General features: G+C 56.1%; 15 protein-coding genes. 4 read left to right on the top strand and 11 right to left on the bottom strand.

Annotated features, from left to right (window positions below):
* The 4 genes from potH (at position 1) to rlmC (ending at position 3,523) form a co-directional block, all read left to right on the top strand.
* The gene (gene potH, locus RAHAQ2_RS12425) at positions 1-954 is read left to right on the top strand and encodes a putrescine ABC transporter permease PotH (RefSeq protein ID WP_015697571.1); all 954 of its coding nucleotides are present in this window, start codon (positions 1-3) and stop codon (positions 952-954) included.
* Positions 951-1,796: a putrescine ABC transporter permease PotI gene (gene potI, locus RAHAQ2_RS12420; RefSeq protein ID WP_015697570.1), complete on the top strand. Its 846-nt coding sequence runs from the start codon at positions 951-953 to the stop codon at positions 1,794-1,796. Before potH ends, potI begins: the two co-directional genes overlap by 4 nt.
* Before the next feature lie 65 nt (positions 1,797-1,861).
* On the top strand, positions 1,862-2,308 hold the full coding sequence (locus tag RAHAQ2_RS12415) for a YbjO family protein (protein WP_015697569.1): 447 nt from the start codon (positions 1,862-1,864) through the stop codon (positions 2,306-2,308).
* Between the two features lie 84 nt (positions 2,309-2,392).
* Positions 2,393-3,523 carry a 23S rRNA (uracil(747)-C(5))-methyltransferase RlmC gene (gene rlmC, locus RAHAQ2_RS12410; RefSeq protein ID WP_015697568.1) on the top strand — a complete coding sequence of 377 codons (1,131 nt, stop codon included), beginning with the start codon at positions 2,393-2,395 and terminating at the stop codon, positions 3,521-3,523.
* A gap of 5 nt (positions 3,524-3,528) precedes the next feature.
* On the opposite strand, the gene fliR is transcribed toward rlmC, so the two are convergent.
* From fliR to fliH, 11 genes are all read right to left on the bottom strand, one after another.
* The gene (fliR, locus tag RAHAQ2_RS12405; protein WP_015697567.1) at positions 3,529-4,314 is read right to left on the bottom strand and encodes a flagellar biosynthetic protein FliR; all 786 of its coding nucleotides are present in this window, start codon (positions 4,312-4,314) and stop codon (positions 3,529-3,531) included.
* A gap of 3 nt (positions 4,315-4,317) precedes the next feature.
* Positions 4,318-4,587 (bottom strand): flagellar biosynthesis protein FliQ, encoded by a 270-nt coding sequence (fliQ, locus tag RAHAQ2_RS12400; protein WP_015697566.1) that lies wholly within the window; start codon positions 4,585-4,587, stop codon positions 4,318-4,320.
* A gap of 166 nt (positions 4,588-4,753) precedes the next feature.
* A complete protein-coding gene (fliP, locus tag RAHAQ2_RS12395; RefSeq protein WP_015697565.1) occupies positions 4,754-5,536 on the bottom strand; it encodes a flagellar type III secretion system pore protein FliP in 783 nt (260 codons plus the stop codon).
* On the bottom strand, positions 5,533-5,970 hold the full coding sequence (gene fliO / locus RAHAQ2_RS12390; RefSeq protein WP_015697564.1) for a flagellar biosynthetic protein FliO: 438 nt from the start codon (positions 5,968-5,970) through the stop codon (positions 5,533-5,535). The genes fliP and fliO overlap by 4 nt, the downstream gene beginning before the upstream one ends.
* Entirely contained in the window at positions 5,970-6,386 is a 417-nt protein-coding gene (gene fliN / locus RAHAQ2_RS12385) for a flagellar motor switch protein FliN (RefSeq protein ID WP_013575804.1), read from the bottom strand. Before fliN ends, fliO begins: the two co-directional genes overlap by 1 nt.
* On the bottom strand, positions 6,379-7,395 hold the full coding sequence (gene fliM, locus RAHAQ2_RS12380) for a flagellar motor switch protein FliM (RefSeq protein ID WP_015697563.1): 1,017 nt from the start codon (positions 7,393-7,395) through the stop codon (positions 6,379-6,381). The genes fliN and fliM overlap by 8 nt, the downstream gene beginning before the upstream one ends.
* A 7-nt stretch (positions 7,396-7,402) precedes the next feature.
* Positions 7,403-7,903, bottom strand: a complete 501-nt coding sequence (gene fliL / locus RAHAQ2_RS12375; protein WP_015697562.1) for a flagellar basal body-associated protein FliL — start codon at positions 7,901-7,903, stop codon at positions 7,403-7,405.
* A 207-nt stretch (positions 7,904-8,110) separates the two neighbouring features.
* Positions 8,111-9,493, bottom strand: coding sequence for a flagellar hook-length control protein FliK (locus RAHAQ2_RS12370; protein ID WP_015697561.1), 1,383 nt, complete (start codon positions 9,491-9,493; stop codon positions 8,111-8,113).
* The gene (gene fliJ, locus RAHAQ2_RS12365; protein WP_015697560.1) at positions 9,490-9,936 is read right to left on the bottom strand and encodes a flagellar export protein FliJ; all 447 of its coding nucleotides are present in this window, start codon (positions 9,934-9,936) and stop codon (positions 9,490-9,492) included. The genes RAHAQ2_RS12370 and fliJ overlap by 4 nt, the downstream gene beginning before the upstream one ends.
* Before the next feature lie 22 nt (positions 9,937-9,958).
* Positions 9,959-11,323: a flagellar protein export ATPase FliI gene (fliI, locus tag RAHAQ2_RS12360; protein WP_015697559.1), complete on the bottom strand. Its 1,365-nt coding sequence runs from the start codon at positions 11,321-11,323 to the stop codon at positions 9,959-9,961.
* Positions 11,323-11,976, bottom strand: a complete 654-nt coding sequence (gene fliH / locus RAHAQ2_RS12355) for a flagellar assembly protein FliH (protein WP_377432823.1) — start codon at positions 11,974-11,976, stop codon at positions 11,323-11,325. The genes fliI and fliH overlap by 1 nt, the downstream gene beginning before the upstream one ends.
* Between the last annotated feature and the right edge of the window lie 95 nt (positions 11,977-12,071).

Raw genomic sequence — 12,071 nt, 5'->3', positions numbered from 1 at the left:
ATGTCTGTAATCTCCGACGCTCCGGCCAGCAAACCTCCGGGCGGATTTAAAGCCTTCACCGGTCGCCTGCAACAGCGTCATGGCCGCAAGCTGGTGATCCTGTTGCCGCTGGTGTGGTTCCTGCTGCTGTTTTTACTGCCGTTCCTGATCGTTTTCAAAATAAGTTTTGCAGAAATGGCGCGTGCCATTCCCCCGTATACCGATCTGATCACCTGGTCAGACGGCATGCTGGATATTGCACTCAATATCGCCAACTACATCGGCCTGACCCAGGACCCGCTGTATATCGATGCGTATTTGCAATCGCTGCAAGTGGCGGCGATTTCCACGCTGCTGTGTCTGCTGATTGGTTACCCGCTGGCGTGGGCAGTTGCGCACAGCCGCACCTCGACGCGCAATATTCTGCTGTTGCTGGTGATCCTGCCGTCATGGACGTCATTCCTGATCCGCGTTTATGCCTGGATGGGCATTCTCAAAGACAACGGGGTGCTGAATAACGTGCTGCTCTGGCTGCATGTTATTGACCAGCCGCTGGTGATCCTGCATACCAATCTGGCGGTGTATATCGGCATTGTGTATTCGTATCTGCCGTTTATGGTGCTGCCGATTTACACCGCGCTGACCCGCATGGATTACTCGCTGGTGGAAGCTGCGCAGGATCTCGGTGCGCGGCCGATGAAAACCTTCTTCAGGATCATTATGCCGCTGACTAAAGGTGGAATTATCGCCGGTTCGATGCTGGTCTTTATCCCGGCGGTGGGCGAGTACGTGATCCCGGAACTGCTGGGCGGGCCGGACAGTAATATGATTGGCCGCGTTCTGTGGCAGGAATTCTTCAACAACCGCGACTGGCCGGTGGCCTCGGCGGTGGCGGTGGTTATGCTGTTGCTGCTGATCATGCCCATCCTGTGGTTCCAGAAATACCAAAACAAAGAGCTGGGAGAGAAAGAATGAATCAGTTACCGGTTGTCCGTTCGCCGTGGCGAATTCTTATTCTGGTGCTCGGCTTTACGTTTTTGTACGCCCCGATGCTGATGCTGGTTATTTACTCATTCAACAGCTCCAAGCTGGTAACGGTCTGGGCTGGCTGGTCTACCCGCTGGTATACTCAGCTTTTCCATGATTCGGCGATGATAAGCGCCGTTGGCATGAGCCTGTCGATCGCGACCGCTGCCGCCACCATGGCAGTAGTGGTCGGTACACTGGCCGCCGTGGTGATGGTGCGTTTCAGGCGATTTCGCGGTTCAACCGGTTTTGCCTTTATGCTGACCGCACCGCTGGTTATGCCTGATGTCATCACCGGTCTGGCGCTGTTGCTGTTGTTTGTGGCGATGGGGCACGCGTTTGGCTGGCCGGCTGAACGCGGCATGTTCACTATCTGGCTGGCGCACGTCACGTTTTGCAGTGCGTATGTTGCGGTTGTGGTCTCGGCGCGTTTGCGTGAACTGGACCGCTCCATCGAAGAAGCGGCGATGGATTTAGGCGCTGCGCCGCTGAAAGTGTTCTTTATTATTACGCTGCCGATGATCCTGCCTGCGCTGATTTCGGGCTGGTTGCTGGCGTTTACGCTGTCGCTCGACGATCTGGTTATCGCCAGTTTTGTCGCCGGGCCGGGCGCGACCACGTTACCGATGCTGGTGTTTGCCAGCGTGCGTATGGGCGTTAACCCTGAAATCAACGCACTGGCGACGCTTATCCTGCTGGTGGTCGGCATCATCGGTATGATCGCCTGGTGGTTTATGTCCAGAGCCGAAAAGCTGCGGCGGCGGGAAATACAGCGCGCACAGCGTACTTAAATTTAAGATAATTTTCAGGGCGGATTTTTCCGCCCTGAAGATAAATGGAGAGCCCAAACGGATTTATGAAACTGGCATTTATCCCTGTTCCCGTCATGATCGGTGCGTCGGCGATTGTCGCGACGCGCTTACTCGAATTCGTTTTACTGTTCGATGCCATGGGCTTTTCAGGGTTGATGAGCTTTATTGAAGTCAGCGCAGAGTCCTGGCTGAACTGCTTCCTCATGCTGGCCAGTCTGCTGATTGTATTGATCGAATGCCGTGCCGCGTATGCCATGATGCGTGGCCGCCGCTGGGGGCGCTGGGCGTTTATTGGCTGTCAGGTGATCGTGGTGAGTTACATGCTGCTGGCGTCATTTGACGGGTTCGGGCCACGCATCTTTCGTTTTAACGTCGAAACACAGGGCGAATTTCTTTATGCGCTGCTGATGCAAAAAATCCCCGATATGTTGGTGCTGCTGTTGTTGTATGTGCCTGCCAGCAGCCGCAGATACTTTTCCCGTCGAAAATAGCCTCGATGTCAGTGAGTCTTTCCCGCCGCGCAGTGATAAACTGCGCGCCAGTTTTTTCTGCATCTGATGACCGGAAATTTTTTCATGCATTGCGCACTTTATACCGCCGGAACCTGCCGCTCCTGCCAGTGGCTTGACAAACCTTATTTACAACAGTTAGCCGACAAGCAGCAGGATCTCAGGGATTTGCTGTCAGATTTACCGGTGGACGAATGGGGTGAACCGGTGACGGGTGCGGAAAGTGCATTTCGTAATAAAGCCAAAATGGTGGTCAGCGGCAGCGTGGAACGTCCTTTACTCGGCATGTTGCACCGCGACGGTACGCCGGTCGATTTGTGTGACTGCCCGCTGTATCCGGCCAGTTTTCCCGCCGTCTTTCCCCTGCTCAAAACCTTTATTGCCCGCGCCGGACTGACGCCTTACAACGTCGCGCGCAAACGCGGCGAGCTGAAATTCCTGTTACTGACTGAAAGCCGGAAAGACGGTGGCATGATGCTGCGCTTTGTGTTGCGCTCAGACGCCAAACTGGCGCAACTGCGCGCGGCGCTGCCGTGGCTGCAACAGCAGTTGCCGCAGCTGAAAGTGATTTCCGCCAACCTCCAGCCGGTGCATATGGCGATCCTCGAAGGGGATACCGAAATTCCGCTGACCGACGTCCAGCGGCTGGAAGAAGATTTTAACCATGTGCCGCTGTTTATCCGCCCGCAGAGCTTTTTCCAGACTAACCCTGGGGTGGCCGAAAAGCTTTATGCCACGGCGCGTGACTGGGTGAGGGCGCGTGGTGATATCCGAAGCATGTGGGATTTATTCTGTGGCGTGGGCGGCTTTGGTCTGCACTGCGCAACACCGCAGATGAAACTGACCGGTATCGAAATCAGTGCGGAAGCGATTTCCTGTGCGAAAGAATCGGCGGCGCGTCTGGGCCTGCAAAACGTTGAGTTTCAGGCGCTCGATTCCACCGGTTTTGCGACCGGCAAAGGCGAGGTGCCGGATCTGGTGCTGGTGAATCCGCCACGTCGCGGCATCGGCAAAGCGTTATGTGAGTATCTCAGCCGCATGGCGCCGGATACGATTCTCTATTCAAGCTGTAACGCCCAAACTATGGCGCAGGATCTGGCATTACTGCCGGACTATCACATTCTTCGTGTCCAGCTTTTCGACATGTTCCCGCATACCGCGCATTACGAAGTGATGGCGCTGCTGGTGCGGCGTTAAGCCATTCAGTCAGCCGCCAGCTGATTCATGATGAGTACGATCTTATCGAGGATCTCACTGAACAGATGCTCGCTGAACGGGGCGAGCATCGGCATCATCAGGCTGATCGCCAGAATGCCGATGCTGAGCGTCAGCGGGAAACCGATGACGAACACGGAAAGCTGTGGCGTCACACGGTTTAACAAACCGAGCGCCATATTCAGCGTCAGCAACAACGTCACAATCGGTAACGCCAGCATCATCCCGCCGCTGAACACAATGCTGCCCGCTTTGGCGACAGCCATAAAACCTTCCGCATTTACCGGATTATGGCTGATGGGCAGGGTGTGAAAACTGTCGGCCAGCAGGGAAATCAGCCACAGGTGCGCGTTGAAGCTCAGAAACAGCAATACCGCCAGCAGGTTTAAAAACTGCGCCAGCAGCGGGGTATTGAGACGGTTACTCGGATCATAAAAGGTCGCAAAAGAAATCCCCATCTGCAAACCCATAATTTCACCGGCCATACGGATGGCGGCAAACGCCAGTTGCATGGTGATCCCCAGCGCGGTGCCAATCATAATCTGCTGCATCGCCAGCCACAGGGCAGGCGTGGAGAAAATCGGCGTGTCCACCGGCGGCAGGGAAGGCGCGATCAGGAAGGTAATCATCATCCCCAGACCGAGTTTCACGCGGATGGGTACTGATTTTTCACTGGTGATCGGCGCGGTGCTGATCAGCGCCAGAATTCGCAGCAATGGCCAGAAATACATGCTCAGCCAGCCGGCTAACTGGGTGCTGTCGAAGGAAACCATAGATTAACCGATGATGTAAGGCAGGTTGGTAAACAACGTGCGGATGTAATCGAGCAGCAGATTCAGCATCCACGGCCCGGCGATCACGATAGTCGCCACAACGGCCAGAATTTTAGGAATGAAGGACAGCGTTTGTTCGTTGATCTGGGTCGCCGCCTGCAACAGGCTGACGATAAGCCCGGTCACCAGCGCGGCCAGCAACAAAGGCGCAGCAACGGCCAGCGCCACTTTCATTGCCTCGTTACCCAGTGCCATTACCGATTCAGGAGTCATAAGATTCTCGTAAAAGAAGACGGTCAACTCCCTCCCCTGCGAAGGGGAGGGTTGGGGTGGGGTATGAATAGCAGCTCAGAATTTGAAGTTGCCTGTAAAACCCCCTCCCGGCCTCCCCCTTCGCAGGGGAGGAGCAAAAAACGCCCATTGAGTTTGGCGTTTTGAATTAACTGTAAAAACTCTGCGCCAGAGAGCCGAGTAGCAATTGCCAGCCATCGACCAGCACGAACAGCATCAGCTTGAAAGGCAGCGAGATAGTGGCCGGTGGCACCATCATCATCCCCAGCGCCATCAGTACGCTGGCGACCACCAGGTCGATAATCATGAACGGAATGAACACGGTGAAGCCGATCTGGAACGCGGTTTTCAGTTCGCTGGTGACGTAAGCCGGTAACAAAATACGCATCGGCACGGCTTCCGGGCCTGCAAGAGGCGGGATGTTGGCCAGCCGCGCATACAAAGCCAGATCGCTTTCGCGGGTCTGGCGCAGCATAAACTGGCGTAACGGCTGAGCGCCTTTGTCCATTGCTTCCTGCATGGTGATTTTGTTTTCGCTGAACGGCTGATACGCATCGCTGTAAATTTTGTCGAATACCGGTGCCATTACGAAGAAGGTCAGGAACAGGCCAAGGCCGAGCAGTACCTGGTTTGGCGGCGCGGAAGGCGTCCCCAGCGCATTTCGCAGTAAACCCAGCACGATAATGATGCGGGTAAAACTGGTACACATCAGCAGCATCGCCGGTAACAGCGTCAGTGTGGTGATGAATACCAGCGTCTGGATCGGCAGCGACCAGTTTTGTGCCCCGTTAGACATCTGCTGGCTGATGATCCCCGGTAACTGTGCAAAAGCCGCCGGGCTGACGAGCAGTAACAGCGGCAGACACAGGTGAGTGAGCAGGCGAACAGGGCGCTGACGGGCAGCGGTAAGGGCGGATTTCAAGAGGGTCATGCCTGCTTTCCCGGACGTTTCAACATTTTCTGCATCAGCTGACGGAAATCAGCTGGCGGGTTATGGGGATTGCCTGAGTCCGGCGTCTGTTCAGCCGGCGGCGCGCTCAGTGTATGCAGCGGGGTGATGTTTTGCGCCGTCACGCCCAGCACCAGCCAGGTATTGTCGACTTCCACAATCACCACTTTTTCACTGCGACCGACCTGTACACTGGCGGTCACTTTCAGCAGTTTGTTATTTTTAGACTGCGGCGCGAAACCGGCGCGCTTCACCACCCAGCCGATAAACAGGATAAGCAACAGGATGCCGCCAAGCACGGTGCTGACTTGCGTCAGCACGGAACCGGCAGGCATGGCCTGAGGAGGTACCTGGGTGGTGGCGTGATTGACCGGGCCGGAAATGTACGGAGAATCCGTCGCGGCATTCTGGCTCATCAGCGGCTCAGGCGACGCATACGTTCGGACGGGGTAATGATATCGGTGATACGCACGCCATATTTATCCGCAACCACCACCACTTCACCCTGAGCAATCAGATAACCGTTGATCAGGATATCCAGCGGCTCACCGGCCAGACCGTCGAGCGACACCACGGACCCCTGTGAAAGACGCAGCAGCTCTTTGATAGTCATCTTGGTGCGACCTAATTCCACGGTCAGTTTCACCGGAATATCGAGGATCATGTCGATATCTTGCAAACTGCCGGTTCCGTCCTGGGCACCCAGCGCGGCGAAAACACCGTCAGTTGACGCTTTTGCGCCGCCCGCAGACTGTTGTTCGTTGAACGCATCAGCCCATAAATCGTCAACGTTATCCGATCCGGCGTCAGACGGTTTATTGGTGTCACTCATGGGGCTGTTCCTCATCTAGAGAATTTAAAATTGGGTTGATCAAATGTTCAACGCGCAGGGCGTATTGTTCGTTTAAAGTGCCATACTGGCTGGTCAGCACAGGCACGCCATCGACGTGGGCGATCAGGCGATCCGGCTTCTCAATTGGCAGGACATCACCCGGTTGCAGTTTCAGGATCTGAGACAGGCGCAGCGGGATTTCGACGAAATTCGCCACCAGTTCCAGCTCAGACTGCTGAACCTGCGTCACCAGGTTTTCACGCCACTGACTTTCTTCATTACGTGAGTTTTCGACTGGCGGATTGGTCAGCAACTCACGCAAAGGTTCAATCATGCTGAACGGAATACAGATGTTGAAATCACCGCTCAGCGCACCGATTTCCACATGGAACGGCGTGGTCACCACGATGTCGTTCGGCGAAGAGGTGATGTTGGTGAATTTGATCTGCAATTCGGCACGCACATATTCCACACTCAGCTTGTAAACGCCGCTCCAGGCATCTTCATAGGCATCCAGCGCCAGCCTGAGCATACGTTTAATCACCCGCTGTTCAGTGTGGGTGAACTCGCGGCCTTCCACTTTGGTCGGGAAACGGCCATCGCCACCAAACAGGTTATCTACGGCGATAAAGACCAGACTCGGTGCGAATACAAACAACGCCGTACCGCGCAGGGGTTTGAGGTGGATAAGGTTCAGGTTGGTTGGCACCGGTAAGTTGCGTGCGAACTCGTGGTAGGGCTGAATTTTGATTGCCCCTACGGTGATGTCCGGGCTGCGGCGCAAGAGGTTGAACAGGCCCATACGGAAATGACGGGCAAAACGCTCGTTAATGATTTCCAGAGCCTGCAACCGCTCACGCACAACGCGACGCTGCGTCGTGGGGTCAAAAGGTTTTACACCGTCATCAGACGCGGCGGTCTTTGCTGCAGCGGCAGTGTCGCTTGCGCTGTCACTGTCACCATTGAGCAGCGCGTCGATCTCGGCCTGTGAAAGTATGCTGTCGCCCATAATTTGTTTATCGCAGTATGAAAGCAGTGAAAAGCACGTCGTTGATCACCTGAGGAGGCTGACCTTTGACCAGTGGCGCGTCCAGAACCTGTTTGATGTCCTGAACCAGCTGTTGTTTACCGGCTTCGCTGACTAAATCTGTCGTCTTCTGACGGGAGAGCAGTAACAGCAGGCGGCTGCGAACTTCAGGCAGGTATTCATTAAGCGTCGCCCGATTTTGTTCGTCCGGCAGACGCAGGGTCAGGCCGATATACAGCACACGGTCAGGATCGTTATCCGTCGTTTGCAGGTTAACGGTAAAGGTATCCAGCGCCAGGAAGATCGGTGCCGCAGCCGGTTCTTGCTTTTTCGTTTCAGCAGTCTGTGTTCCATTTCCGGATTGTTGCTTGTGCAACATCCACCAGGCGTAACCGGCCGCACCACAGGCTCCGATGGCAATCAGTAACAGCAGAATCATCATTAACGGCCGCTTTTTCTTACGCGATGCCGAGAGAGCAGAGTCAGACATGGATGAGGCGATTTCCTGTAAGTATGAGCAGTCTGGCGTAGAAGCACCCAACTGCTGAGTCAGTTCTGAGAATGATTATCCCGCTTATCCCGTTGTTCAATAGTCAGAATAGGCGGGGTAAATAAGGTCAGCTCTGCCGTTTGAATTAAGGAAGAACTGACCGTCAGTCATTATCTGAAACAATTCTGCGAACTTTTATGCAAACTGCTACGCAAAAATGTCCACGCTGTTGTTGCCGCCGACCCGTGAAGCGAGGGATGCCGGAACCGGCAGGGCATCGCTGGCAGTCGTGTTACTGCCGGCGCTGAACGCTGCCCAACTGGCGGCATTACCCTGTTGCGAGCCGGACTGACTTTGCTGCTGGGCCTGCTGCCATTGCGAACTGTCACTGCCGACGCTGCTCTGACCCAGGCTGATGCCGTTGTCTGCCAGCGCGGTTTTAAGCTCCGGCATTGCGGCTTCAATTGCCGAGCGCACACCGCTGTGACCGGACACAAAGTGCAACTGCGCCTGGTTGTTTTCAATCTTCATGCTGATCTGAATGGAACCCAGATCTGCAGGATGCAGACGAAGTTCTGCGCTCTGTTGCCCCTGACGGTTGAACATCATCACCTGCTGACTCAGCTGTTGCTGCCATTCCGGCGTACCGAGCTGCGCGTTAAGCAGCGGCGTGGATGGCGCGGTTACCGCACTGGTGGCGGTCGGCGTGGTGGAAACCGGGGCAGAAGAGACGGCAACGGCGGCGGTGTTCAGCTGATTCAGTGCCTGGCTGCTGATATCCGTGGTGCGGCTGTCATTTTGCTGTAAGGCCGCGGCATTGCCAGCCGCTGCGCTCATTGACGCCAGTGCGCTGCTGAAATCTGGTGTGTTACCGGTGGTCGCTTTATTGCTGGCTGCATGCTGTGCGGAACCCGATGCGGCATTGCCGGAGGCTGCCGCTGCTTTCGGATCGGTATCCGTGACGGCGGCCGTTTTGCCCTCACCGGTCAGCAATGAAGACGCCGTCAGACCACTAAGCAACGCACTTTGCTTAGCGGTCGCGGGGGTATCATTGCGGAGGGTTTGCGTGGCGACGGCGGTGGTCTGGATCTGCTGAGCGGGTTGTTGCTGAACCGCCAGCTGAGCGAGCAGGGACTGAACAGAAAGATCAGCACCGGCGTCGGCGCTGTCTTTATCTTTATCGCTCAGGGCGGCATCTTTAACCGACGCGGCGCCTGCGCCTTTCAGATTGCCGGCAGGCAATATCTGAATCGCGGCGATCATTTTGCTCAGATCACTTTCATCCAGCATCAGGCTGCCGTCTTCTTCACCCGAAGCCACTGCCTGGGTCAGTGTCGTTTTATCGACGACTACACCTTTGTCAGCGATTTGCTGGCCGAGTTTGGCTAACGTGCTGGTGATTTTAGGATCCACTTTCTCACCGAGCTGGGCTTCAAGCTGGCTGGCGAAATCAGCAGGGCTGGTTGCGCCGGTGCCGGCGGTTGTACTGATGTCCGTCGCCGCCGACGTGCTGGCAGATGAACTGCCGGTCGCCGCGCTCACGCTGGTCTTCGCCGTGGTCACGGCTGCAGGCAAAATATTCAGATTCATGGTTGTTTCTTCCTGTGTGCGCTGCGCTGGGCGAACTCATCGTTCTGCTTTTGATCAATCTTGTTTTCCAGAGAACGTTGCTGCTCACTGGCGCGGGTTTGTAACGTCTGGTAGGCATTGAGCCGTTGCTGCTTGTCCTGCCACTGGTTAACAGCCATATTCAGCCGCTGATCCCATTGTTGTAGCTGTTGGCGGTGCTGCTCAATCGCCACTTCCAGCGTCCCGATAAACTGCTGATAGTTTTGCCAGGTATTCGCAGCAATCCCCCCGGTCATGGTGGAATTGAGTTTTTCCCGGTATTCACGCTGATAATTGAGCAACATGGTGAGCTGCTCTTTAGCCTGATGGTGCGATTGCCGGATTTGGCCCAAATGACTGGTCGCCTGATCCAGCGCTTTTTGCGCCAGCGAGCAAAGTGTGATTAACGGCGATGAGCTTTCCATTTATGCCTCTGCTTATCTAGGTTTAGCCCGGGAGCAACATGTTGAGTTCCAGACAGGCGTCTTCATATGTGCTGCGTTCCATGATGTCCTGCTGCAGAAAGTTCTCCATCTGCGGATACAGCTTGATGGCGCGATCGAGCATCGGATCGCTGCCTGCGGCGTATGCGCCGACGCTGACCAGGTCACGGTTACGCTGGTAGCTGGACAATAATTGTTTGAAATTACGCACGCGCCCGTACTGGGCGTCGTCAATAAGCGATGTCATGGCACGGCTGATCGACGCTTCTATATCTATGGCCGGATAATGGCCGGATTCCGCCAGACGGCGCGACAACACGATGTGCCCGTCAAGAATGGCGCGGGCGGAGTCGGCAATCGGATCCTGCTGGTCATCCCCTTCGGTCAGCACGGTATAGAAGGCGGTGATCGATCCGCCGCCGCTGATACCATTACCCGCGCGTTCAACCAGCGCGGGCAGTTTTGCAAATACGGAAGGCGGATAGCCTTTGGTGGCTGGCGGTTCACCGATCGCCAGTGCGATTTCACGCTGCGCCATGGCATAACGGGTCAGGGAATCCATGATCAGCAATACGTGCTGACCACGGTCACGGAAATCTTCGGCGATACGTGTGGCGTAAGCGGCACCCTGCATACGCAACAGGGGAGAGACGTCAGCCGGTGCGGCGATAACCACGGAACGGGCACGACCTTCGTCGCCCAAAATGTTCTCGATAAAATCTTTAACTTCACGGCCACGTTCACCAATCAGCCCGACCACGATCACGTCGGCTTTGGTGTAACGCGCCATCATGCCGAGCAGGACGGATTTACCGACACCTGAACCGGCGAAAAGCCCCATGCGCTGGCCGCGACCCACGGTCAGCAGGGCGTTAATGGCGCGAACGCCGACATCCAGCACATCGGTGATCGGTGTACGTTGCAGCGGGTTAAACGGCGGCGTGATGAGCGCGGCGCGATAACCGGTGTCCGGCGGCGGTAAACTGTCGAGTGGCTTGGCGCTGCCATCCAGCACACGGCCAAGCAGTTGCGGGCCGAGCGGCAGTTGCTTACCAGCGGTCTGGCCGTCAGCGGCAATACGGGCATACACCCGCGCACCCGGTAAAATCCCTTCCACTTCTTCCAGTGGCATCAGGAACAGGCTCTGACCGTTGAAGCCAACCACTTCACTTTCGACTTCCTGCACGACCGGCCCGTCATGGCGCTCGATCAGGCAGGTTGCGCCCAGCGGTAACTGCAAACCGGTGGCTTCCAGTACCAGACCTGTTGCCCGCGTCAGACGGCCATAACGACGGACAGACGGCGTGCGGGCCATGCGTTTTTCCGCGTCATCCAGCGTTTTCAGCAAACGGCTCAGGCGGGCAGTCATCAGAGATCTCCCGGCGCAGCGAGACGGCACAGTTCATGCCAGCGGGTCGCCAGCGAAGCGTCCATATCGCCATCTTCAGCACTGACTTTACAGCCACCGCTGTGGATCTGGCTGTCGGCCAGCAGTCGCCAGCCGTTCATGCTCAGACTGGCACCCAGTTGCAGTTCCACACGCTCGAAGTCTGCCGGATTAACGCGCAGTTGCGGTTTGCCCTTGAACATCGGCTCCTGCTGGATCAGCTGTTGGATCTGATTAAGCAGGGCGGAACCGTCACAAATCGGTGCCTGACCAATAATCTGTTTGGCCGCGGTCAGCGCCATCTGCATCAGACGGGAGGCAATGACGCTGTCCAGCGCATCCAGTGTTTGCTGGAAGTCAGAAACTAAATGCTGCCAGTGTTCAGTCAGAACGGCCTGCTGTTGCTGACCTTCCTGTAAACTCTGCTGCTGCCCGGCTTCCAGACCTTGCTGGAAACCGGCGGCGTAACCTTGTTTTTGTCCCGCTTCGAGGCCCTGCTGGAACCCCTGTTGTTCGGCGCGACGCTGAAGATTCTGCAATTCGTTCTGGTCTACCTGAACTTTTGGCAGACCGTCGTCTTGCTCTTCTTCGCCTTCGGCCAGCAAAGGTTCATCGGGCGTGCTAAAGACCGGCATTCTCAGGTCGCCGGGTCTCCAGCGCTGCCATGGCAGGGCGTTGATGCGCTCTGCATGACGTTCTTCTGCCGTTTTCTTTTCCGGTGTCGTTTTGT

It is taken from the genome of Rahnella aquatilis CIP 78.65 = ATCC 33071 (assembly GCF_000241955.1).
In the GTDB taxonomy this organism is placed as follows: Bacteria; Pseudomonadota; Gammaproteobacteria; order Enterobacterales; family Enterobacteriaceae; genus Rahnella; species Rahnella aquatilis.
This window is presented reverse-complemented; position numbering and strand designations above follow the sequence as displayed.